Below are 23,074 nucleotides of genomic sequence, written 5' to 3' on the forward strand. Positions count from 1 at the left end.
GGTCGAGATGCGGCGTATTTCAAGTTAGTCACGACTAGACCCGATTCGCGTCTGTCGCCTCCGCGTGGACCGGGTCGGGGCGTTTCATGGGAGACACGCCGCGCGGCACTGGCCGCGCCCTGACCGAGAGGCCGGGAGGTCCCATGGAGGCCGCCGCGCTGCGGAACTCCGTCCCTCCAGATCGGACGGGGCCGTTCTTCGGCTTCGTCTGGGCGGTCGTGGCCCTGGCCGCCGGGGTCTCCGCCGGGTCGCTGCTCGCCCTCCCCGGCGACCTGACCCGGCTGCCGCTGGCATTCTGGCTGATGGCGGCCCTCGCGATCAGCTTCGACGCCCGGCCGTTCAGCCCGCACGCCGAGCGGCGCAGCATGTCGGTCTTTCCGTCGATCTGCTTCACCTTCGCCATCGCGCTGGAGTGGGGTCCGGGCCCCGCCATCGTCGTGCAGGCCGCCGCCGTGCTGGTCTCCGGCTGGCGGATGCGGTACGCACCCTGGCGCACCGTCTTCAACATCGCCCAGTACGCCTGCGCCCTCGTCGCCGCCGACGCCGTCGTCCGGCTCGCGCCCGGCGGCGGCTTCGGGGCGGGTGGGCGGCTCAGGCCGCTCGACGTCGTCGTCGCGGTCGGTGCGGCCGGCGCCTGGCTGACCGTCAACCACGGACTGGTCGCCACCGCCGTCCGGCTGCGCTTCGGCGGCCGGTGGTGGAGCCGGATCCGGCAGGGTCTCGGCTTCGAACTGCTCGCCACCGGGTCGCTGCTGCTGCTCGGCCCGGTGCTCGTCGCCGCCGCCCGGACCAGCCCGGCGCTGGTGCCGATGATGGTGCTGCCGCTCTACGCGGTCTCCCGGATGGCCCGGCTCTCCGCCGAGCGGGAGCAGCTCGCCCGGCGGGACCCGCTGACCGGGCTGGCCAACCGGGAGGCGCTGCGCGTCGAGGTGACCGAGCAACTCGCGATGCACGCCGAGCCGGCCGGCCGGGAAGGGCCGGCCGGACGGGAGGGGCGGGCCGGCCGGGAGGGGCCGGGCGGCCACCTGGCGCTGCTCCTGCTCGACCTGGACCGCTTCAAGCACGTCAACGACGCTCTCGGGCACGCCGTCGGGGACCGGCTGCTGGTCGAGGTCGCCGCCCGGCTGACCGCGGCGGTACGCCCGCCGCACGTGATCGCCCGGCTCGGCGGGGACGAGTTCGCGATCCTGGCCACCCGGCTCGACGGGGTGGCCGGCGCCCGGCAGGTCGCCGACCGGGTGGTCGCCGAGCTGACCGACCCGGTGCCGCTGGACGGGCTGCCGCTGGATGTCGGCGGCTCCATCGGGATCGCGCTCTATCCGGAGCACGGCGACGACTTCGCCACCCTGATGCGCCACGCCGACGTGGCGATGTACGACGCGAAACACCGGGGCGACCCGGTCGCCGTCTACGCCGCCGAGTCCGACCACAACTCGGCGGAGCGGCTGAGCCTCCTGGCCGACCTGCGCCGGGTCCTGGAGGGCGGCGCCGACGACGCGGGGGAGATCACCCTCTACTACCAGCCACAGGTCGCGATCGCCACCGGCGAGGTGGTCGGGGTGGAGGCGCTGCTGCGCTGGCGGCACCCCCGGCGCGGCATGGTCGACCCCGAGGAGTTGATCCGGGTCGCCGAGCAGAGCGCGGTGATGCGGCTGCTCACCCGCCGGGTCGTCGACGACGTGGTGGAGCAGCTCGCCAAGTGGTCCGCCGCCGGGCTGGAGCTGCGGGCGTCGGTCAACGTCAGCGTCCGCGACCTGCACACCGGGGAGATCGTCGACCAGATCGCGGAGCGGCTGCCCGAGTACGGCGTACCGCCGTCGCGGATCCAGCTCGAGCTGACCGAGGGGGCGCTGATGGCCGACCCGCGCCGGGTGCTGGCCACCATCTCCCGGCTGGACCGGCTCGGGGTGGCGATCTCGCTCGACGACTTCGGCACCGGGTACTCGTCGATGCAGCACCTGCGCCGGCTGCCGCTGGCCGAGGTGAAGGTCGACCGTTCCTTCGTACTCGGGATGGTGGCCGACGCCGACGACGCGGCGATCGTCCGGTCGATGATCGAGCTGGCCGGCGCCCTGGGGTTGCGGGTCGTCGCCGAGGGGGTGGAGGACGAGCGCACCTGGCGACTGCTGCACGCCGCCGGCTGCGAGGCCGCGCAGGGCTGGTTCTTCGCCCGGCCGATGCCGGCGGAGGACCTGGTCACCTGGCTGGCCCGGTACCGGCCGGTCAGCCCGACCACCCGGCTCGGCACGGGTGCGGACGCCCCCGGCAGCCCGCCGGAGGCGGCGGGCCGACCGCGCCCGGCGCCCGACGCGGCGGGACGGCTGCATCCGAGCGTGGAGTGAGCGTGCCGGGAGGCGGTTTCGGGGGAGTGTGCCGGAATGCGGTTCGGGGGAGCGTGCCGGAAAGCGGCTTCGGGGGAGTCGGAGGCGGCACGGGTCGGGGTCACAAATAGACTCGCTCAGGTCACGGCGCGCGTGCCACACCGCGCCGGGAAGTCGACGGCGGAAGCTGATGCTGTCCAGCCCGCCGGCGTAGACGTCACCGCATGAAGGGGGCACCGATGTCCGCCATCTCCCGCGAGGAGGTCGCGCACCTGGCGCGACTGTCGCGGCTCGCCGTCACCGAGGAGGAGCTGGAGACCTTCGCCGGCCAGCTCGACGTGATCCTCCAGGCCGTCGCGCGGGTCGGCGAGGTGGCCGCCGCGGACATCCCGCCGACCTCCCACTCCGTGCCGCTGACCAACGTGCTCCGCGACGACGTGGTGGTGCCCGGGTTGACCCGGGACGAGGCGCTCTCCGGGGCGCCGGACAGCGAGGAGGACCGGTTCCGGGTGCCGCGCATCCTGGACGGGGACGAACCGCCCAGCCCACGTGGCGAGGGCGCGGCGGAAGGGAACGGGTGACCACCGTGGCTGACGTGACCAGGATGACCGCGACCGAGATCGCGGCCCTCATCGCCGGCGGCGAGGCGTCGGCGGTCGAGGTGACCCGGGCACACCTGGACCGGATCGCCGCCGTCGACGAGCGGGTGCACGCCTTCCTGCACGTCGACACCGACGGCGCGCTGGCCGCCGCCCGCGAGGTCGACGCGAGGCGCGCCGCCGGGGAGGAGCTGGGGCCGCTGGCCGGGGTGCCGGTGGCGGTCAAGGACGTGCTCACCACCAGGGGCGTGCCGACCACCGTCGGGTCGAAGATCCTCCAGGGCTGGCGCCCGCCGTACGACTCGACGATCGTGCAGCGGCTCCGGGCGGCCGGCACGGTGCTGCTGGGCAAGACCAACATGGACGAGTTCGCGATGGGCTCCTCCACCGAATACTCGGCGTACGGGCCGACCGGCAACCCGTGGGACCTGGGCCGGATCCCGGGTGGCTCGGGCGGGGGCAGCGCGGCGGCACTGGCCGCGTACGAGGCGCCGCTGACGATCGGCTCCGACACCGGCGGCTCGATCCGGCAGCCGGGGGCGGTGACCGGCACCGTCGGGGCGAAGCCGACCTACGGCGGCACCTCGCGGTACGGCCTGGTCGCCTTCTCGTCGTCGCTGGACACCCCCGGCCCGTGCGCGCGTACGGTGCTGGACGCGGCACTGCTGCACGAGGTGATCGGCGGGCACGACCCGCGCGACTCGACCTCGATCCCGGCCCCGGTGCCGGACGTGGTCGCCGCCGCCCGGGCCGGTGCCGGCGGCGACCTGACCGGAGTGAAGGTGGGCCTGGTCACCGAGTTCTCCGGCGAGGGCGCCGAGCCGGGCGTGACGGCCGCCTTCCGGGACGCCGTCGACGCGCTGACCAAGCTCGGCGCCGAGGTCGTCGAGGTCTCCTGCCCGCACTTCCAGTACGCGCTGCCGGCGTACTACCTGATCGCCCCGAGCGAGTGCTCCTCCAACCTGGCCCGCTTCGACGGGGTGCGGTTCGGGCTGCGGGTCGGCGACGACGGCAACCGCGGGCTGGAGGAGGTCATGTCGCTGACCCGGGACGCCGGCTTCGGCCCCGAGGTCAAGCGGCGGATCATGATCGGCACGTACGCGCTCTCCTCCGGCTACTACGACGCCTACTACGGGCAGGCGCAGAAGGTGCGTACGCTGATCACCCGCGACTTCACCGCCGCCTTCGAGCAGGCCGACGTGCTGATCTCGCCGACCACGCCGTTCGTGGCGTTCCCGTTCGGCTCGCGGACGTCGGATCCCTACCAGATGTACCTGGCCGACCTCTTCACCATCCCGACCAACCTCTACGGCGGGCCGGGCATCTCGGTGCCGTGCGGGCTGTCGGAAGGGCTGCCGGTCGGGTTGCAGATCATGGCGCCGACGATGGCGGACGACCGGATGTACCGGGTCGGCGCCGCGCTGGAGTCCGTGATCGGCACCCTCACCCCGCCGGAGCTCTAGGCGGTCGGTCCGCGGCCTGCGACAGGGCCAGATCTTGACGACTTCTCGCACCTCCCGCGACAAGAAGTCGTCAAGATCTGGAGCCGCCCTCACCAGGCCAGCTCAGGAGAGCGCCTTGTTGCGCATGCTGACGATCAGCGCGGCGGCTTCCGAGGCGGCGGGGACGGTGCCGGAATACCACCGGACGGAGGGGTCCGGCGCCGCGACGCGCTCGCCGGGCCGGCCGCGCCGGTAGATCGACAGGGTGCCGTCGTCGGACTCGTGCACCCGGACGACGTCGGTCCAGGGCAGCGTCGGCGCCTCCGACGGCTGTAGCCCGGCGGCGGACGGCGAGGTCCCGTCGGTCCCGGTGACGATGATCCCGTTCCTGGTCAGGACGAGGTTGCCGAAGGTCGTACCCTTCCGGTGACGCACTCCTGCCCTGGCCCGGGCGCTCGGCCGACCGGCGCGGTGGTCCTCGACGGCGTGCCGGGAGTCAGCGCCGGAGTGCACCGGCCGGGAGTCAGCGGTTGACGAGCGCCTCCGGTTCTGCGGACCGGTCCTGGGCGCCGCCGTGGGCGGGCGTGGGCGGGTCCGGCAGGTCGGCGCCGTCGAGTTCCGTGACGTCGTCGTCGACGGTGGGTGGGTCCGATAGCTGCGAGTCGTCGGCGACGGAGCGCATCTCCGGCAACTGTCCGGCGGAGACCACCGGTACCGCCGCCCCGGTCGTCGGGGGAGCCGGCAGAGGCTCACCGAGGAAGACCCGGCGGACCACCCGCTCCGACGCGCGACCGTCGTCCAGATAGCAGAAGCGCTGCCGGAACACCCTCCGGGCCGAGGTCGCCCGCTCGCCGAAGACCTCGCCGGAGCGGAACAGCTCGACCAGCTCCTCCTCGGTACGGGCTGCCACCCCCGGCCCCTCCGCGAAGACGTCGAGGTACGCCCCCCGGCTGGTCCGGTAGGTGTCCCAGTCCGCCGCGAAGATCACCAGCGGTCGGTCCAGCACCGCGTAGTCGAACATCACGGAGGAGTAGTCGGTGATCAACACGTCGGCGGCGAGATAGATGTCCTCGACCCGGGGATGGTCGCAGAGGTCCCGGACCCGGGGATGGTCGCCGGCCACGATGGTGCGGTCGAAGTGGTGCCCCCGGACCAGCAGCACCGTCTCGTCGGAGAGCTGGTCGGCGAAACGCCCGACGTTCAACAGGGCGTCGCTGCCGAACTCGTAGTCGCGGTACGTCGGCAGGTACGCGACGGCGAGCTGCCCCGGCGCCAGCCCGAGCCGCTCCCGGGCCGCCGCGACGTCCTCCCCGGTGGCGTTGGCGAGCACGTCGTTACGCGGGTAGCCGGTCTCCAGGGTCTCGTAGCCGCACGGGTAGGCCCGCTCCCAGATCTCGCTGGTGTAGGCGTTCGGGCTGATGCTGTAGGTCCAGCGGTCGCAGCGCTCCAGCAGCCAGTCCATGTTCATCCCCCGGATGCCGGCGGGGAACTTCAGCTGGTCGACCCCCATCGCCTTCACCGGGGTGCCGTGGTTTGTCGACAGGTGCACCGCGCCGGGCCGCTTGACGACCCAGCCGGGGTAGTTGACGTTCGAGACCAGATATCCGGCCCGGGCGAGGGCCCGGAGGTGTCGGAGCGTGCCGATCGTCACCGTCTCGACGCCGGGCGGCACGGCCTGCTCCTGGCCCGGGTTGACCTCCCACACGCCCCGCATCCCGGGGGCCAGCTCGGTCATCTTCTCGTGGATCGCGGCCGGGTTGCAGCCGTAGCCGCTGCCCCAGTACGAGGAGAAGACCGCCAGCTTCTCGTCGAGCGGCCGGTGCGTCTGGAGTCGGTGGTACAGCATCCTGAGCCGGGTGCGCAGCCGGACCACCTGCTGCACCCTCCTGAGCTGGCTCCCGATGCGGCGGCGCAGCTTGAGAATCGTCCGCAGCACCAGCCAGGGTGCGTAGCCGCGGCGGGCGACGAGGAGATGCTTGACCCGGCCCCGCCCGCCCGGCCTCGCGTAGCCGGCGGCGGGCAGGTGCCGGGCGTAGGCACTCGCCAGTGCCGCGAAGAACTCCCGCTGCTGGGAGCGGGCGACCCGTTCCGGGTTCTCCAGGACGAGCAGGCACTGGAACATCATCCGTTCGAAGACCAGGGTCCGGAACGGCGCCGCGCGTTCGCCGATGCCGTCGAGCTGCGCGAACAACCGGTCGTACTGGTCGAAGACCTCGAAGTGCCGGTATCCGGGGGTGGAGGTGATCGCACCGCGACGCCGCTGCCGGTAGTAGACGCAGACGCGTTCGAGCACGGTGATCCGGTCCGCGAGGATCAGCACCGGAAAGCCGACCGGAACGTCCTCGTAGAGGCCGGTCGGGAAGGCGATCTCGTGCCGCACGAGGAAGTCGCGCCGGAAGATCTTGTTCCAGGCGACGTGGAACAGCTTGATCATGTTGGGGTGCTCGGCGAGCGTGAAGACAGGCGGCAGCGCCTCGGCGCGGACCAGGGCCGTCAGGGTGCTGTGCCGGCTGCTGTTGTTCCACCAGACCTTGGCGTAGTCGACCACCAGCACGTCCGGCTCCACCGCGCGCAGCCGGTCCGCGACGGCGGCGAGCGCGCCGGGCGCGATCCAGTCGTCGCTGTCGACGAACCAGACGTACTCGCCCGTCGCGTGGCGTAACCCGACGTTGCGCGCCTCACCCAGACCGACGTTCTCGGTCAGGTGGACCACGCGGAGCCGGCTGTCGCGGGCGGCGTACTCGTCGAGAATCGCTCCACAGTGGTCCGGGGAGCAATCGTCCACGGCGATCACTTCGATGTCCGTGAAGCGTTGCCGCAGGATCGAGTCGAGGCAGTCGCGAAGGTATGCCTGGACCCGGTAGACGGGAAGGACGATGGTCAGCAGGGGCATCTGACGGGCACCTTTCTGGGCCCGGCCACCCTCGCCCAATCCGGCTACCGGCCCGTCACGGTTACGTGAACGTTGTGTGACGGCAAACATGGATAAGACGCCCGATGACGTCCAGGTGAACGGCGTGGCGGGACCGGCCTTACCCGCCCGTTGATGCCAGGACCTGCAATAGGGTCGGCGTGCAGTGGTCGGTCCACGAACGGGAGACGGCAATGCCGCACGGCACCATCGATCTGGCCGACGACGAGCAGACCGACTCACTCTCCGAACTGGTGATGACCTGGGGGCGGGGCTGGGCCGTCTCCCGGGGGACGCCCGCGCCGGTCGAGGTGCCCGGCGGCTTCCGGGTCGAGGTGGGTTCGCCAGGTCATCGGGTACGCCACGTGCTGCACACCTACGACGCCGACTCGCTCGGCCGGCTGGCCCGGGAACTCACCGCCCCGGGCCACTGGATCAAGGCGGTTGGCGACCCGGAGGAGTTCCACTCCGCCCTGCCCGACGGCTGGACGGCGGCCAGCGTCAACCACCTGATGACTGTCGCGTTCCGTGCGGAGCCGGTCGAGCAGCCGACGCCGTACACGATCGAGGTCCAGACCGGGCGCGACGGCGATCTCGTCGTCGCGGTGGTGCGCGATGCGGACGGAGCAACGGCGGCATCCGGGCGTCTGGGGCGGGCCGGGGAGTACGGCACCGTGGACAAGATCGAGACCGCGCCGGAGCACCGGCGACGCGGGCTCGGCAGCGTGCTGATGCGGGCGCTCGGCGACCGGGCGGCGGCGCTCGGCCTGCGTACCGGGGTCCTGGTCGCCACCGACGAGGGGCGCGCCCTCTACGGCACCCTCGGCTGGACCGTGCGCTCGCAGGTCCCGGCGGCGTACCGCCCGGAGGTGCTGCCATCCCGTTGACCCGTCGGGGCGGCCCGCCAACCGGCACGGCGGGGCACTCCGGTATGCCGAGAAGCAGGGTGAGGTCGTCCCTGTCGCCCACGGCACGCTGGGCGAGGCCGCGTGGTGCGGCGGTCGAGCGCCGCGAGGTCTTCGTCCGCACGGCCGGCCTGCGCCGGGTGCCGCCACCGCCCGCGCGGACGGGCGCCGTCCGTGCCGGCGCAACCCGGTAGGGGCCGGCGGCGGCCGTATACGGTACGAGGGTTGCGGCGGGGCGGTCCGGTGGAAGGCGGCGGCAGGTGCGGCTGTACGTGGGGTGCGCGATGTGGACACTGAAGGCGTGGCAGGGGCGTTTCCTGCCGCACCCGTCCCCGGCGCACGAGCGGCTGCGCCACTACGCCGGCTGGTGCAACGCGGTCGAGGGGAACACGACCTTCTACGCGACGCCGGCCCGGGAGACAGTGGCGTCGTGGGCCCGGCAGACCGATCCCGACTTCCGGTTCGTGGTCAAGCTGCCGAAGGTCGTCACCCACGAGCGCCGGCTCGCCGACGCGGACGAACCGCTCCGGGTCTTCCTCGACGCGATCGAGCCGCTCGGCTCCCGGGCGCACGCCCTCTGGATCCAGTTGCCGGGCTCGTTCGGGCCCGCCGACGTCGGCACGCTGGCCCGATTCCTGCGCCGGCTGCCCCGCGCGCACCGGTACGCCGTCGAGGTCCGCCACCCCGCCTTCTTCACCGAGCCGGCCGCGTCGGCGCTGCTCGAAGGCGTGCTCACCGGGGCGGCGGCCGAATGGGTGCCCTTCGACACCACCGCGCTCTTCCGGGAGCCGCCGACCAGTGACGCCGAGCGGGACGCCTGGACCAAGAAGCCGCGCGTGCCGCGCCGGTCGGACGCGCTGACCGACCGGCCGATCGTCCGCTACCTCGGCCGGGACGACGAGGCGCGGACGGTCGAGGGCTGGCAGCACTGGGTCGGGGTCGTGGCGGGATGGCTGCGCGAGGGACGCTCCCCGACCGTCTTCGTGCACACCCCGGACAATGCCGGGGCGCCCGCGCTCGCCCGGCGCTTCCACGCGGAGGTACGGGCCCGGGTGCCGGGCGTCGAGGCGCTGCCCGAGCCGCTGCCGGTCGAGCCCCTCACCCTCTTCTGACACGTCGACCACCCCGGCGTCAAGATCTTCGGAAAGTTGTGGTTCGCGCCGAACCACAGCTTCCCAAGATCTTGTGCGCTCCTCCGGGCGCCGGCTCAACCTGACCGTCCGCGACGCCCCCGGCGCCGGGGCTCGTGCCCGGCGCCAGGGCTCCGGCGTTCCGGACCCGCTGGTCAGGGCTGGAGGAACCAGGGGCTGGTGTACGCCACACCCCAGTCGTTGCACGGGTGGTTCGCCGGCCCGGGGCTGCCGTTCGGCTGGCTCGGGTCGGAGACGCGCAGCACCACCCAGTGCCCGTCGGCGATGTCCAGCGGGACGGTGAACTGGACGACGCCCCGGCCGGCCTCGATGTCGACCACCTGCGGCACCACCGGGGCGGAGGTGCCGGGGCGGAGGACCTGGACCCGCAACGGCTTGCCGACCCAGTCCGGTCCCCGGTCGAGGTCGACCGAGAAGGTGACGTCGGCCCGGCCCACCGGCAGGACGCCGCCCATCCGTACCCCGTTGGCGGTGGCGTCGAGGCGCAGCCCGGAAACGCGGGTGGCGAAGAAGCGGCGGGCCCGCATCGCGGCCAGCACCTCCTGCCGGGTGTTCTGGGTGACCCAGAGACCGGTCCGGCCCTTGCCCTCCGGGAAGCCCCAGTTGGTGCCGTGCTCGTCGGAGACACCGGTGAGGCCGGGTCGCCAGCCGGCGTTGAGGCAGGCGACCAGCGGCGAGGTCTGGCCGCTGCCCCAGCCGTCGAAGAGGTAGTCGTCGCCCCGGTTGAACATCTCCAGCCCGATCATCGGCTCACGGGCCCCGGCGACGTACCGGAAGTTGTCGAAGCGGCCGATCTCCCGGCCGGGGTGGTTGAAGCCGGCGACCCCGCCCGAGCTGCCGATCCAGCTGTAGAGCCGGCTCATGCTCGACGACTGGAGCAGGTCGGTGTAGTTGCCGGTGAACCAGACGTTGACGTGCCCGAGCAGCGGGTGCGACCACTCGAAGCCCCGGATCGCGGTGTACCGGCCCGGATCGTCGGCGGCGTCGGCCAGCTGGCCGGTGCGGTCCCACTCCGAGCGGGAGAGTCCTTCGATCGAGAAGAGCGTGGTGTGGTCGGTGAGCGCGGCGACGTCCAGCCCGGCGTCCCGCATCGAGGCGAAGGCGAGCGCCGGGTCACCGTCGCCGTCGGACATCAGGGTGTGGTTGTGCAGGTCGGCATGGACCAGCGTGGTGCCCTGGGTGATCAGGGACGCCCGGGAGGCGCCGGTGCCCGGCGTCTGGTTCGGCCCGGCCGCGAGGCCGGTGGCGGCGGCGTGTGCGGTGCCTGGGCCGGCAGCCAGGGTGAGCAGTCCGCCGGCGGCCGCGATCAGCGTACGCCGGCTCGTGCCGGAGTGGGTGTGGGTGTGCCCGGTGTCGGCAGGGGTGGAAGTCATGCGGGACAGTGCATATGGCTGCCGGCAACGCGGAGATAGCCGCAGTCGACCGGACGGTTAAGAGTCTCTATCGACCAGTCGATCGACCAGCGGCCGGACCGCTCGCGGTGGGCGGGCAGTCTCCGGCACGCTGATCCACTAGGGTGCCGTGCATGACTGGCGGTTCAGGTGACGGGTTCACGGTAGACCCGACGGCGCTGGAGGCGTTCTCCAGGACCAGCTTCGCCCGGGCGGACGACTTCGACGAGATCCGTGGCCGGCTCCGGGACGGCGCCGTCGGGCGTTCCTCCTTCGGCATCATGCCCGCCTCCTTCACCCTCTACGACCAGTACGAGTCGTGCCTGGACGAGTGTCTCCAGGCCCTGGCGGACGGGGGCGAGGTGATGGAGGTGATCGCCGACGCGGTCCTCGCCGAGCGGGACGCGTACCTGAACAGCGACGCCGCCGCGCAGGGCCGGTTCGGCGGCTGACCGGCCAGGCCCAGACCAGCACCGAACGACCGAGGAGGGCGAGTGTCGACCGTCGCGCTCGAACGCAGCAGGACCTACTTCGAGCAGTTCGTCGGCTCCGTGCCGGAACCGCTCCAGGGGTTCACCCGGACCGTGCTCTCCCCCTTCGAGCAGCTTCTCGAACAGGTGGCCGGCGACCCGGACGACCTGATGCGGGGCGCGGAACGCTGCCTCGCCGCGTCGCAGGACGTACTCGGCATCGCGGCCCAGCAGCAGGCCGACCGGGCGGCGCTCCAGCCGCCGGCCTGGAGCGGCCCCGCACAGCAGGCGTTCCAGACCGGACTGGCCAACGTCGAGGAAACCGTCCGGCAGCTCGCCGAGGGGCTGAACGCCGCCAAGGAGGTGCTGGTCGAGGCGGCCAACGCGGCCGTCGACGCGTTCAACCTGCTCTGTGAGCTGATCTTCGAGTTCCTCGTCGCCTTCCTGATCGAGGCGATCATCGCCGCCGCGGCGGCGTTCCTCAGCTTCGGCGCGTCGATCGCCGCCTTCGTCGTACGCTGGCTCGCCCGGCTGGCGATGACCCTGGGCCGGGGCGCCCGGATCGTCAGCAAGCTGGTCCGGATCCTGGTGAAGCTTGCCCGCAGGCTGGACGACGTCAAGGCGCTGCTCACCCGCTACCGCCAGCGGGTGATGGAGCTGCGCAAGCTGAAGAAGGAGTACGCCATCTGGAAGCAACAGGGGCGTACCGCGCAGGGCCGTGCCATCATGGCGGAGCACGCTCTCAAGGTCGGTGTGCCCCGCTTCGTCTTCAACCAGGTCTCGCCGGTCAACCTGAGCGGCAAGGGCGGTGCGGCGCTGGACACCGCGGTCGGCATCCACGACATCTCGGACGGCCGGAAGGATCGCAACTACGCGACCGACGGCACCTACCGGGAGGACATCGGCCCCTACACCAGGAGCGTGCAGAATCTGATCGACTCGGTGGGCTGACCGGGCGAGGGCAGGAGGGGACGACGTGGAATATCCCGCGCTGGACCGGCTGGAGCATCTTGCGAACAGCCTGGACGGTCTGCAGTTCCAGCTCAACCGGCGGATCGAGGAGCTACAGGCGGAGCCGCTCGAACTGGAGAGCGAGAGCGGCGCCGTACGGGTGGCGGTCGACCACGGCGGCCGGGTGGACCGGGTCGACATCACCTCGCGGGGCATGCGCTACAGCCCGGACCAGCTCGGCGCGGAGATCACCGGCACGATCCGGCGGGCGCAGCGGGAGGCGACCCGGCGGTTGCAGGACTCCATGCGGGAGGTGCTGGGCAGCGCCGCCGACGACTATCCGCTGGGCTGACCCGTGGGCACCGACCACCGCCATCGCTACGCCGACGCGGTCACCAGCAAGCTCGACCCGGGTGAGGCGATCCTCGCGCTGAGCGAGGCGAGGCGCCCGCACGGCCCGGCTCCGGACCCGCCGCCCCGGCCGCCGGACCCGGCCCCCGGCGACGGGGCGAAGGTCGCCGGGGCAGGACTGGCCGACGTCGTGCTCAGCGGCGTCGAGGCGGTCGACAACCTCGGTGGCGGCGGCCCGACCGACTGGCTGATCCGATCGCTGTTCGGACGCGCCGCGCACGGCGGGCACGACTCGGTCGCCGCCGACTACGTCCGGGCCGTGCCGACCGACGAACGGCTGCTGGTGGTCGTCACCGACCGGCGTCTGCGGGTCTTCCGCGTCGGTCGCAACAGCACCGAGATACGCCCGTTCGGCGTACCGGCGAGGCCGGTGGCGGCGGCGAAGCTCAAGCCACTGTGGTCGGTGCGGCGTGCGGAGGTCGCCGGGGCGCGGCGGCGCTGGCACCGGCTGCACGGCGCCCGACTCCGGGTGACCTTCCGGGACGGCTCCTGGCTGGAACTGACCGGCCCGCTCTGCCTGGGCCGCCACCGGGCCGGCGACCTGCGCGACGCTCTCGGTGGCGGCTCCGCCGGAGGAGGCCGGCCGTGATGGCGTTGGCAACGCGCCGGCACTGCTATATCGACAGGCTAACTAGGTAGACGTACGATTTAGCAGTGGTCGATGATCGGTGGCCGGGCGACTGGCTGCGGGGAGTGCTCGAGCTGTGCGTGCTGGGCGCACTCGCCGACGGACCCACCTACGGCTACGCGATCGCCCAGCGGCTCGAGCGGGCCGGCCTCGGGGTGGTCCGGGGTGGCACCCTCTATCCGCTGCTGGCCCGGCTCCAGGCGGAGACGCTGGTCGAGGCCCACTGGCAGGCGGGCGAGGGCGGGCCGGGCCGGAAGTACTTCACCCTGACCACGGCCGGGCGGACGGAACTCGCCGCCCGCGCCGCGCTCTGGGCCCGCTTCGTCGACCGGACATGGCGACTGCTCCCCCCAGCCGAGGAGATCCGACATGAGCAGACGTAGCCCCGCCGACGACTGGCGCGCCGAGTTCCGCACCGAGGCCAGGCTCCGCGAGGTGTCCGGGGCGGAGATCGGCGAGGCGCTCGCCGAGGTCGACACCTTCTGCGCGGACTCCGGTGAGGACCCGTACGACACCTTCGGCGACCCGGCGGAATACGCCGAGGTGCTCGCCGCACGGTCACCGGCGACCGGGCACCCCTCAGGCGGGCCACGACCACACCGGACGGGCGTGCTCATGGCGTGCGGGACCCTGGCCGGTGTGATGTCGGTGCTCACCGGGGTCGACGCGATCAGGCGGGACAGCCCCGGCACGGTCACCACCGGCCAGCTCGTCTCCTTCGTGGCGGGCGTGGCGGGGATCGTCCTCATCACCTGGTTCCTGCTCCGGCCCGGACGGCGGCACCGACGTGGTTTCGACTGGCGGTTGGGGCTTGCCGCCGCGGTGGGAATCGGCATCACCGCCTATCCGCAGGTGGTCTGGAAGCAGCCACTGCTGCACGCACCCGGCTGGGTGCTGCTCGGCGCGGGACTGCTGGTGTTGGCGCTCGGCTGGTGGCCGCTGCTCTCCGGCCGCGTGCTCGCCGACCTGGAGATCGATCCCCGTACCGGTAGCGAATCGGCACCCGGCCCGAAATGGCTGCTGGGCGTCGTCCGCTGGGGCCTGCCGGTCGCGTTGTGCTGCGTGGTGGTCATCGCCGTCCTGATCAGGAGCGTCGGACCCGGATAGAGCTGCCGGCGGAGGTGGGATCGGCACCGTGGCCGCTGCCCGGTACTCCGTCCGGGGTAGCCCCTGCTCGCGGCGCGTACCCGGCGGTGTCGGCAGGTGGACGACGCCGTCGGGAGCCGGTCGCTCTAGCGTCGATCCCACGAGTTTCCTGGCCAGGTCCGCGAGGCCCCGGGCCACAGCCGTGACTTGCCGGGCCAGGATCGCGGGCTCCGGGGTCACGGCCGTGACTTGCCGGGCCCCAGGGTCGCGGGTTACCGGAAAGGCCGTGAGCTTGCGGAGAAGGGCGACGGAGATGGCGTCGATGATCAATCGGTGGTCGGGCCGGATCCGGTCGGCCTGGACAGCACGGACCCTGGCGGCACAACGTGGCTCCGGCGACGGTCGTATGCCGGTCGGGCGCCGGCCGGTCGGGGAGGACCTCGGTCTGATCGGTCTGACCCTGGTCGGCGTGCCGGTCGGCACCGCCGTGGCCGGTGCGCCGATCACCCACGGCGGCACCTGGCCGTTGGCCGCCTGGCTCGGCCTGTTCCTGCTGCTCCGCCGCCGCTGGCCGGTGGTGGCGCTGCTGGCCAGCCTGGCGGCGATCATCGCGTTCCGGGTCGCCGAGCTGACCGGGGCCGGCTGGGTCTGGCCGGCCACGGTGATCTTCTTCCTGGTGGCGGCCGACGACAACCCTCGCCGGCACGGCCTGCGCTGGGCGGTCGGTGCCGGCCTGTTCCAACTGACCTTCGCGGTCGACTGGCAGTGGACGGTCGAGGGTCAGGATCCGCAGCGGGCGATCGGTGAGATCGGCGGGGAGGCGCTCGGCCTGGCCCTGACGGTCGCGGTCGCGGTCGCGTACCGGAACTGGCTGCGCTGGCGCGCCGAAGTCGCCGCCGGGCTGGCCCGCGCCGAACAGGAGCGGCGGCTGGAGGCGGGACGCCGGGCCGCCGAGGAACGGCTGCAGATCGCCCGCGAGCTGCACGACGTGGTGGCGCACACGCTGACCGTGGTGGGCGTGCAGTTGCGGGTGGTGGACGAGGCGCTGGACGACTCCACCGACGAGGCGCGGGCCGCGCTGCGTACCGCCCAGGAGGTCCGGGCCAGGGCGGTGGCCGACCTGCGGTCCCTGATCGACGTGTTGCGCGGCCCGGGCGAGCGGGCTGTCGACGGCGGCGGCGCACCGGCGCCGCAGGCCGACCTGGACGGTCTCGCCGAACTCGCCGCCCGGACCCGGGCCAGCGGACTGGCGGTCGTCCTCGACGTCACCGGCGATCCCGGCACGCTCACCGCGCCGGTGGCGTTGGCCTGCTACCGCGTGATCCAGGAGGCGCTGACCAACACGGTGAAACACGCGGGCGCCCGGCGGGTCACGGTCCGTCTGGAGATCGACCCCCGCTCGGTACGGCTGGACATCGTCGACGACGGCACCGGCGTCGGTCGGTTCGTCGGCGAGGGCAGCGGCCCGGCCGCGGCGCCGGGGCACGGCATCGCCGGGATGCGGGAGCGGGTCGCCGCGCTCGGCGGCACCCTCACCGCCGGAGCGGTCGAGGGCGGCGGGTACGCGGTGCGGGCGGCGATACCTGTGGCAGGCTTCCGGCCGTGACGATCCGGGTACTCCTCGCCGACGACCAGTCCCTGGTGCGGGCCGGCTTCCGCAGCCTGCTCGCTCGGGGCCGGGACATCGAGGTGGTGGGGGAGGCCGCCAGCGGCGACGAGGCGGTCCGGCTGACCCGTGCGCTGCACCCGGACGTGGTGCTGATGGACATCCGGATGCCGGGCCTGGACGGCCTCGCCGCCACCGGGCGGATCGTCGCCGACCCGGCGACGTCGGGCTGCCGGGTCGTCATCCTGACCACCTTCGAGACCGACGAGTACGTCTTCGCCGCCCTGCGGGCCGGGGCCAGCGGGTTCCTCAGCAAGGAGGTCGAGCCGGCGCAGTTGCGCCAGGCGGTCGCGGTGGTGGCGGCCGGCGAGGCGCTGCTCTCGCCGAGCGTCACCCGCCGGGTCATCGAACAGTTCGCGCACCGCCCGGTGGCGGCGACCGACACCGGGGCACGGCTGGCGGTGCTGACCGACCGGGAACGCGAGGTGCTCCGGCTGGTCGCCACCGGCCTCTCCAACGAGCAGATCGCCGGGCGGCTCTTCATCAGCCCGCTGACCGCCAAGACCCACATCAGCCGGGCGATCGCCAAGCTCGCCGTCCGGGACCGGGTGCAGTTGGTCATCCTGGCGTACGAGACCGGTCTCGTACGCCCCGGCGCCGCACCGGATCCGCCGGGTTGACCGGCCGCAGCAGCGACTAGGCTTGCAGGGTTCTGTCCGGATGCCGCCGGGGGGCCGGCGCCGCCCCGAGAGCTGGAGTTGTGATGAGCACGACCGTCCTGCCCTCGTACGACGACGTCGTCGAGCGCTACGCCCCGGTGATCGGCCTGGAGACCCACGTCGAGCTGGGCACGAAGACCAAGATGTTCTGCGGCTGCCCGACCGACTTCGGTGGCGAGCCGAACACCCGGGTCTGCCCGGTCTGCCTCGGGCTGCCCGGCTCCCTGCCGGTGGCCAACCGGGCGGCGATCGAGGCGACCATCCGGATCGGCCTCGCGCTGAACTGCTCGATCGCGTCGTGGAGCCGGTTCGCCCGGAAGAACTACTTCTATCCCGACATGCCGAAGAACTTCCAGATCAGCCAGTACGACGAACCGCTCTGCGTGGACGGCTGGCTCGACGTGGAGGTGGCGGGCGAGCTGGTCCGGATCGGCATCGAACGGGTGCACCTGGAGGAGGACACCGGCAAGACCCTGCACGTCGGCGGCGCCACCGGGCGGATCCACGGCGCGACCGAGTCGCTCGTCGACTACAACCGGGCCGGCATCCCGCTGGTCGAGATCGTCACCAAGCCGATCCCCGGCACCGGCGCGCTGGCCCCGGTCGTGGCCCGGGCGTACGTCACCGAGCTGCGCGACGTGATCCGCTCGCTCGGCGTCTCCGACGTCCGGATGGAGGAGGGCTCGCTGCGCTGCGACGTGAACACGTCGCTCACTCCGGCCGGCTCGGCCGAGTGGGGCACCCGCACCGAGACCAAGAACGTCAACTCGCTGCGCTCCGTCGAGCGGGCGGTCCGCTCCGAGATGCTGCGCCAGGCGGCCGTGCTGGACGGCGGTGGCCGGATTGTCCAGGAGACCCGGCACTTCCACGAGGACACCGGGGACACCACGCCGGGCCGCTCCAAGGAGACCGCCACCGACTACCGCTACTTCCCCGAGCCGGACCTGGTGCCGCTGGCTCCGGACCCGGCCTGGGTGGCGGAGCTGAAGGCCGCGCTGCCGGAGCTGCCCCGGGTGCACCGGCGGCGGTTGCAGCAGGAGTGGGGCCTGAACGACCACGACATGCAGTCGGTGATCAACGCGGGTGCGGTCGAGCTGATCGAGGAGACCGTCGCCGCCGGCACCACCCCGGCCGGTGCCCGGAAGTGGTGGCTGGGTGAGCTGTCCCGGCGGGCCAACGAGGCAGGCGTCGAACTCTCCGCCGTCGGCGCCACCCCGGCCCAGGTGGCCGAGCTGCAGCGGCTGGTCGACGCGGGCAAGCTCAACGACAAGCTGGCCCGTACCGTGCTGGAGGGCGTGGTGGCCGGCGAGGGCTCGCCGAGCGAGATCATGAGCGCCCGTGGCCTGGAGGTCGTCTCCGACACCGGTGCGCTGACCGCCGCCGTGGACGAGGCGATCGCGGCCAACCCGGAGATCGCGGCCAAGGTGCGGGACGGCAAGGTGGCCGCGGCCGGCGCGCTGGTCGGTGCCGTGATGAAGAGCACCCGGGGCGCGGACGCCAAGACCGTACGCTCGCTGATCCTTACCCGCCTCGGCGTGTAAGGAAGGGCGCGTAAGGAAGGGCCCCCGCTTATCGCATTCTGTTGTAGCGGGGGCCCTTCCTAACAGCTGTCAGCCGGTGGGCTGTGGGGCGCCCGCCGGTGCGCCGGGGCTGGGCGGCGACGGCACGGAGCCACCGGGCGGGGTCGGGGTCCCCGACGGGGTCGCCGTCGGGGTCGGCGGTTCGGGTTCGTCGACCACGTGCCGCACCAGGTTGACCTGTGCCTCGCCGGTGCCGCCGAGCGTGATGTCGTCGTACGCCTGAAGTGCCCGCTGCTGGTCGAAGTAGAGCACGGACATCGCCAGCGGGGTCGGCTTGTCACCCTCCAGCCCGCGCAGCCCGGCCCCGCCGGTGGAGCCCTGCACCATGAGCTGGGTCGGCATCGCGTCCGGCACCTGGGGCAGCTCGCGGACCTCGCGGTTGTGGGTGTGCCCGGCCAGCACCAGCGGTACGACGCCGGAGAGCGGCTCGGCCGATGCCGGATCGTGCACCAGGGCGATGTCGACCGGCCTGTTGTAGGCCCGGATCGTCGCGGCGAGCTGCTCGCCGGCCCCGGTCACCTGGTCGACGGTCTCGGGCAGGGCGCCGGACCCGGCCGGCGAGGTCTCCTTGTCGGGCGTGAACCGGGGATCGGCGATACCGGCGATTGTCAACCCGGCGACGGTGATGATCTGGCTGTCCAGCACGATGGCGTTCGGCTGCCGGGCGACCGCCTCGGCGGTGGCCGCCGAGTCGTGGTTGCCCCGGATGAAGACGTAGGGCACCTGTAGCAGGCCGATGGAGCCGACGAAGGACGCCTCCGGCTCGCTGCCCCAGTCGGTGATGTCCCCGGTGTCGATCACGACATCGATCTTGAACTGCTCGACCACCGTCCGGATCACCTGCCAGGCGGCCGGGTTCAGGTGCAGGTCGGAGACGTGCAGCACGCGTACGGTGCCCTGCTCCTGCTCGAAGATCGGCAGGGTGGAGACGGTGGTGTAGAGCTGGCTGACGTTGCCGATCATCCGCTGGAGCTGCTCGGCGTACCGGCCGTAGTCGTTGGCGATCCGTCGGGCGTCGCCGACCACCGCCGGGGCGTTGACCAGCAGCCCTTCGTATCTGGGCTCCTCGATCGAGTCCGGCCGGAAGGAGAGCGCCGCGATCCCGAGGCTGCCGCCGGTGATCACCAACGCGAGCGCGCCGGACCAGGCGACCCGCCGGGTACGCCGGAAGACCAGCGCGGCCAGGATCATGCTGGCCAGGACGGAGACCGCGACCGTGCGTACGCCGACCCGGATCACCCCGCTGGTCACGTCGGAGACGGCGGACTGGCTGGCCCGGCTGATGCTCGCCGGGTCACCGATCAGCGCCTCGGTGCGCCCCTGGTCGAGCGACCCGAGTCGCACCGAGAGGTGCGCCGGGCCGGTGTGGCTGCTGAGCTGGAGCGCGCCGAGCGGCGGGATGGTGACGGTGGTGCCGCCGTCGAGCGACGGGGTGATCGCCATTTCCGCCCGGAACGGCCCGATGTCGGTCTGCATCCGGCCGCCGAGCAGGGAACCGACGACGATGCCGGCCACCGTGACGATGACGACCGCCAGTGCCGCCCCGATCCGGCGGCTCGGTCCGGCGGTCAGCGCGGTGCGGGTGCCCCGTACGGCGGCATGCGGCCAGCGCAGCACACGCCGGACCGCCGGAGGAAGCGTGCCTCCGACGGTCCGGGTGTCGTTCCTCCGCCTGTCCATGCTCAATCATCACCTGCCCAAAACGACATATCCAAAACCCATCGCAGGTCGCACCCCATTCCATCGGGCGTATGAGGTTGGTCTCCGCCCCGGCCCCACCCCGGCCCGGCCCGGGCCGCTCGTGGCCGGGTCCGTCGTGAGCGGGGCGGGTCGTCAGCTCTTTCCGGCCGTGCCGCCGGAGAGGACCAGCCGGAAGATCCGGTCGTCCTCCGGGGCCGGGTCGCGCTTGCCGTCGTGGTTGGAGGTGGAGAACCAGAGGGAGCCGTCGGGCGCGGCCACCACGGCGCGGAGCCGGCCGTACTCGCCGACCAGCAGCGGGCGCGGCTGACCGAGTACGGCACCGGCCGCGGTGAGCTCCACCAGCCAGAGGCGCTCGCCCCGCAGGCACGCCGCCACCAGTACCCGTTCGATCATGGCCGCGCCGGAGCAGGACGCCTCGGCGGTGGTCCAGGTGACGAGGGGCTCGGTGTACTTCTCGGCGTCGGCGCCGCCTCCGCTGGTGCCCTCGACCTCGGGCCAGCCGTAGTTCTTGCCGGGCTCGATCCGGTTGATCTCGTCCCACCGGTTCTGACCGAACTCGGTGGCGTAGAGCCGCTTGCTGGCGTCCCAGGCGATGCCCTGCACGTTCCGGTGGCCGTACGACCAGATCAGCGAGTTCGGGAACGGGTTGCCGGGTGCGGGCCTGCCGTCGGGTGTCATCCGGAGGATCTTGCCGCCGAGGCTCTTGAGATCCTGTGCCAACCCTCGCTCCGAGGCGTCCCCGGTGGTGGCGTAGAGGTGGCCGTCCGGGCCGAAGGCGAGCCGCCCACCGTTGTGGATGCCGGAGAGCGGGATTCCGGTGACGATCGGCGCCGGCTCGGCACCCAGGGTCAGCCTGGCGATCCGGTTGTCCTCGGTCGTCGAATAGTAGACAAAGACCGTTTTGTCCTGCTGGTACGCCGGCGACACCGCGATGCCGAGCAGGCCGCCCTCGCCGTCCGCGTCGACCTCGTCGAGGGTCTGCACCGTGGTGACCTTGAGCCCGTTCGTGTCGGACTCGGGACCGACCTTGAGGATCTTGGCAGTGTCCCGCTCGGTCACGAGCGCGCCGCCGTCCGGCAGGAACGCGATCCCCCACGGAATCCGCAGCCCGCTGGCGAGCACGGTGGCGGCGACCTGCTGGCCGTTGCCACCCTGGGTGGGTGTGACGGACGGGGTGGGAAAGTTCGGGGGTTCGCCGGCCGGGTCCGGCTCCGGCTCGCCGAACGAACAGCCGGTGGTCACGAACACGGCCGCCGCGGAGAGCGCGACCGCCGCGCGCCGACGGCGAAGTCTGGGGTACGGGCGAGCGCTCACCCGGCCCAGCGTAGCCGGATCCGATGCCCCGCAGTCGAGCCGCTCGGCCACCGCGTCGATCTTCGGGCGTTCGCGCCGCTGAGCGTGCCCCCGAGCGCTGTCCGTGGGCGCCGACCGGAGCGGTGACCGTGTCCCCGGCCCCTGGAGGGCGACCGCCCGCCTCCCGGTGCCGAGGGCTATCGTCGGCCCCCGTGAAGGTCTGGATCCCCCACCCCGAGGGCCGGGAGCTGCTCGGCGAGATTCCCGACGACGTCACCGTGGAGATCGCGCCGGCGCCGGACCGGCTGCCGTCGGAGCCGGCCGGAGTCCGGTTCTGGGTGCCGCCCTTCCTCGCGCAGGCCGCCGCGGTGCCGCTCGCGGCCGACCTGCCCGACCTGCGCGTCGTGCAACTGCTCTCCGCCGGGGCGGAGGTCTGGGCCGGCCGGCTGCCCGCACGGGTCGTCCTCTGCGACGCGCGCGGCGTGCACGACTCGTCCACCTCGGAGTGGGTGGTGACCGCGATTCTGTCCCACTTTCGGCGGTTCCCGGTCTTCGCGCGGGCCCAGGCCCGGCACGAGTGGTCCTACGACCAGGTCAACCCGACCGACGAACTGGCCGGGAAACGGGTGCTCGTCGTCGGCGCGGGTTCGATCGGAGCGGCCACCCGGGCGCGGCTGGCACCCTTCGAGGTCGGCCTGACCATGGTCGCCCGGACGGCCCGCCCCACCGAGGGGGTGTACGGCGTCGGCGACCTGCCGGCGCTGCTGCCGGAGGCGGACGTCGTGGTGCTGCTGGTGCCGCTCACCGACGCGACCCGGGGCCTGGTCGGCGCCGCGTTCCTCGCCGCCATGCCGGACGGTGCCCTGCTGGTCAACGCCGCCCGTGGACCGGTGGTCGACACCGACGCCCTGCTCGCGGAGGTGGGCACCGGGCGGATCGCGGCGGCGCTGGACGTCACCGAGCCCGAGCCGCTGCCGACCGGGCACCCGCTCTGGGACCTGCCCAACGTGCTGCTCACCCCGCACGTCGCCGGTTCGGTACGCGGCCTGGTGCCGCGCGCCTACCGGCTGGCCGGCGAGCAGTTGCGCCGCTTCGTCGCCGGAACGCCGCTGATCAACGAGGTGGTCGACGGCTACTGACCGGCCGGGTCGGGACGCTCCCGGGTCTCGGCGGTGCCGGCGAGCGGCTGACCGCTCGCGGCGACCAGGTCGGGCAGGTCAGCGGCCCGGACCGCCGGAAGCGTCGTCGTCCGCCCGTCCCGGAGCCGGACCACCGCCTGGCCGCGCGGATCGGAGGCCAGTTCCACGATCTCCGACCAGGCGATCCTGCGCTGGCCCAGCAGGGCCCGGACACGCACGCCGGCGGGGTCGGCGTCGGTGCCGGCCCGCCAGGCCCACACTCCGACCGCTACCGGCACGAGCAGCAGCGGCAGGAGGAACCAACGGGAGGTGGCCAGCGGTAGGGCACCCAGGAACGCGAGGACCGCGGCCACCCAGATCGCCTGGTTGTGCCGGAAGCGGAGCGTGTCGGTGGTACCCACCCGGCGATTTTCGCACTCCGTGGGCGACCGTGTGGAAGGGGCCTCCACCGGCCGGGCCGAGCGCAGCCGACCGGCCGGGGCGGGTGATGTCGGCCGGGCGGAGGCGGGTGAGGTCGGCCGGGTGAACCGAGTGGCGTCGGCCGGGCGGACCGAGTGGCGTCGGTCGGGCGGACCGAGTGGCGTCGGCCGGGTGGATGGAACCGCTGGCCGGGCCGGGGTGGAGCGGACCTGCCCGGCTGGGGCAAGATGCTCCAGAGCAACCCGGAGTGGAAGATCCCTACCATTACGTAACCATGCCCCCGGCCGATCGTTGGGGGATTGACAGGAATGGTTCGCCGTCCCGGTCGGACCTGACCCCGCACCACGTCC

21 protein-coding genes are annotated in these 23,074 nt (G+C 72.8%); 15 read left to right on the forward strand and 6 right to left on the reverse strand.

The genetic code is table 11. The features are described from left to right. Positions 1–143 precede the first annotated feature (143 nt). The 3 genes from ACN27G_RS03210 to gatA all read left to right on the forward strand — a co-directional run bounded on the left by ACN27G_RS03210 (position 144) and on the right by gatA (position 4,383). Complete coding sequence (locus ACN27G_RS03210) at positions 144–2,342, forward strand: putative bifunctional diguanylate cyclase/phosphodiesterase (protein WP_421491285.1); 2,199 nt, start codon at positions 144–146, stop codon at positions 2,340–2,342. Between the two features lie 218 nt (positions 2,343–2,560). Beyond that, complete coding sequence (gene gatC, locus ACN27G_RS03215) at positions 2,561–2,902, forward strand: Asp-tRNA(Asn)/Glu-tRNA(Gln) amidotransferase subunit GatC (protein WP_421491286.1); 342 nt, start codon at positions 2,561–2,563, stop codon at positions 2,900–2,902. Positions 2,903–2,925: 23 nt separating this feature from the next. Further along, positions 2,926–4,383, forward strand: coding sequence for an Asp-tRNA(Asn)/Glu-tRNA(Gln) amidotransferase subunit GatA (gene gatA / locus ACN27G_RS03220; protein ID WP_421497213.1), 1,458 nt, complete (start codon positions 2,926–2,928; stop codon positions 4,381–4,383). 102 nt (positions 4,384–4,485) lie between these two features. Here the strand turns inward: gatA and ACN27G_RS03225 are convergent, their stop codons facing one another. Next, complete coding sequence (locus ACN27G_RS03225) at positions 4,486–4,875, reverse strand: hypothetical protein (protein WP_421491287.1); 390 nt, start codon at positions 4,873–4,875, stop codon at positions 4,486–4,488. Positions 4,876–4,885: 10 nt separating this feature from the next. After that, on the reverse strand, positions 4,886–7,255 hold the full coding sequence (locus ACN27G_RS03230) for a bifunctional glycosyltransferase/CDP-glycerol:glycerophosphate glycerophosphotransferase (RefSeq protein ID WP_421491288.1): 2,370 nt from the start codon (positions 7,253–7,255) through the stop codon (positions 4,886–4,888). A 212-nt stretch (positions 7,256–7,467) separates the two neighbouring features. Here ACN27G_RS03230 and ACN27G_RS03235 point away from each other — a divergent pair, with 212 nt between their 5' ends. Both ACN27G_RS03235 and ACN27G_RS03240 read left to right on the forward strand, forming a co-directional pair. Next, complete coding sequence (locus ACN27G_RS03235; RefSeq protein ID WP_421491289.1) at positions 7,468–8,160, forward strand: GNAT family N-acetyltransferase; 693 nt, start codon at positions 7,468–7,470, stop codon at positions 8,158–8,160. Between the two features lie 302 nt (positions 8,161–8,462). Continuing rightward, positions 8,463–9,290, forward strand: coding sequence for a DUF72 domain-containing protein (locus ACN27G_RS03240; RefSeq protein ID WP_421497214.1), 828 nt, complete (start codon positions 8,463–8,465; stop codon positions 9,288–9,290). 173 nt (positions 9,291–9,463) lie between these two features. Here ACN27G_RS03240 and ACN27G_RS03245 read toward each other — a convergent pair whose 3' ends face one another. Continuing rightward, positions 9,464–10,702 (reverse strand): CehA/McbA family metallohydrolase, encoded by a 1,239-nt coding sequence (locus ACN27G_RS03245; protein WP_421491290.1) that lies wholly within the window; start codon positions 10,700–10,702, stop codon positions 9,464–9,466. Positions 10,703–10,854: 152 nt separating this feature from the next. Between ACN27G_RS03245 and ACN27G_RS03250 the strand changes: the two genes are divergently transcribed. The 9 genes from ACN27G_RS03250 (at position 10,855) to gatB (ending at position 18,132) form a co-directional block, all read left to right on the forward strand. Continuing rightward, the gene (locus tag ACN27G_RS03250; protein ID WP_421491291.1) at positions 10,855–11,172 is read left to right on the forward strand and encodes a hypothetical protein; all 318 of its coding nucleotides are present in this window, start codon (positions 10,855–10,857) and stop codon (positions 11,170–11,172) included. Positions 11,173–11,214: 42 nt separating this feature from the next. Next, complete coding sequence (locus ACN27G_RS03255; RefSeq protein WP_421491292.1) at positions 11,215–12,141, forward strand: WXG100 family type VII secretion target; 927 nt, start codon at positions 11,215–11,217, stop codon at positions 12,139–12,141. Positions 12,142–12,166: 25 nt separating this feature from the next. After that, a complete protein-coding gene (locus ACN27G_RS03260) occupies positions 12,167–12,493 on the forward strand; it encodes a YbaB/EbfC family nucleoid-associated protein (protein WP_421491293.1) in 327 nt (108 codons plus the stop codon). A 3-nt stretch (positions 12,494–12,496) separates the two neighbouring features. Next, complete coding sequence (locus ACN27G_RS03265) at positions 12,497–13,141, forward strand: hypothetical protein (RefSeq protein WP_421491294.1); 645 nt, start codon at positions 12,497–12,499, stop codon at positions 13,139–13,141. A 65-nt stretch (positions 13,142–13,206) separates the two neighbouring features. Beyond that, positions 13,207–13,563 (forward strand): PadR family transcriptional regulator, encoded by a 357-nt coding sequence (locus tag ACN27G_RS03270; protein WP_421491295.1) that lies wholly within the window; start codon positions 13,207–13,209, stop codon positions 13,561–13,563. Beyond that, positions 13,550–14,287, forward strand: a complete 738-nt coding sequence (locus ACN27G_RS03275) for a hypothetical protein (RefSeq protein ID WP_421491296.1) — start codon at positions 13,550–13,552, stop codon at positions 14,285–14,287. Before ACN27G_RS03270 ends, ACN27G_RS03275 begins: the two co-directional genes overlap by 14 nt. A 301-nt stretch (positions 14,288–14,588) precedes the next feature. Then, positions 14,589–15,872: a sensor histidine kinase gene (locus tag ACN27G_RS03280; protein ID WP_421491297.1), complete on the forward strand. Its 1,284-nt coding sequence runs from the start codon at positions 14,589–14,591 to the stop codon at positions 15,870–15,872. Continuing rightward, positions 15,869–16,552 (forward strand): response regulator, encoded by a 684-nt coding sequence (locus tag ACN27G_RS03285; RefSeq protein WP_421491298.1) that lies wholly within the window; start codon positions 15,869–15,871, stop codon positions 16,550–16,552. The genes ACN27G_RS03280 and ACN27G_RS03285 overlap by 4 nt, the downstream gene beginning before the upstream one ends. Before the next feature lie 83 nt (positions 16,553–16,635). Next, positions 16,636–18,132, forward strand: a complete 1,497-nt coding sequence (gene gatB / locus ACN27G_RS03290; protein WP_421491299.1) for an Asp-tRNA(Asn)/Glu-tRNA(Gln) amidotransferase subunit GatB — start codon at positions 16,636–16,638, stop codon at positions 18,130–18,132. Positions 18,133–18,201: 69 nt separating this feature from the next. On the opposite strand, the gene ACN27G_RS03295 is transcribed toward gatB, so the two are convergent. Both ACN27G_RS03295 and ACN27G_RS03300 read right to left on the reverse strand, forming a co-directional pair. Beyond that, positions 18,202–19,851: a metallophosphoesterase family protein gene (locus tag ACN27G_RS03295; protein WP_421491300.1), complete on the reverse strand. Its 1,650-nt coding sequence runs from the start codon at positions 19,849–19,851 to the stop codon at positions 18,202–18,204. A gap of 153 nt (positions 19,852–20,004) precedes the next feature. After that, positions 20,005–21,186 carry a PQQ-dependent sugar dehydrogenase gene (locus tag ACN27G_RS03300; protein ID WP_421491301.1) on the reverse strand — a complete coding sequence of 394 codons (1,182 nt, stop codon included), beginning with the start codon at positions 21,184–21,186 and terminating at the stop codon, positions 20,005–20,007. Positions 21,187–21,377: 191 nt separating this feature from the next. Between ACN27G_RS03300 and ACN27G_RS03305 the strand changes: the two genes are divergently transcribed. Beyond that, on the forward strand, positions 21,378–22,304 hold the full coding sequence (locus tag ACN27G_RS03305; protein WP_421491302.1) for a 2-hydroxyacid dehydrogenase: 927 nt from the start codon (positions 21,378–21,380) through the stop codon (positions 22,302–22,304). On the opposite strand, the gene ACN27G_RS03310 is transcribed toward ACN27G_RS03305, so the two are convergent. Further along, positions 22,298–22,705 (reverse strand): PH domain-containing protein, encoded by a 408-nt coding sequence (locus ACN27G_RS03310; RefSeq protein ID WP_421491303.1) that lies wholly within the window; start codon positions 22,703–22,705, stop codon positions 22,298–22,300. The two genes, ACN27G_RS03305 and ACN27G_RS03310, sit on opposite strands and share 7 nt — an antisense overlap. Between the last annotated feature and the right edge of the window lie 369 nt (positions 22,706–23,074).

Origin of the sequence: Plantactinospora sp. WMMB334, from assembly GCF_049179095.1 — a bacterium.
Lineage (GTDB): Bacteria > Actinomycetota > Actinomycetes > Mycobacteriales > Micromonosporaceae > Plantactinospora.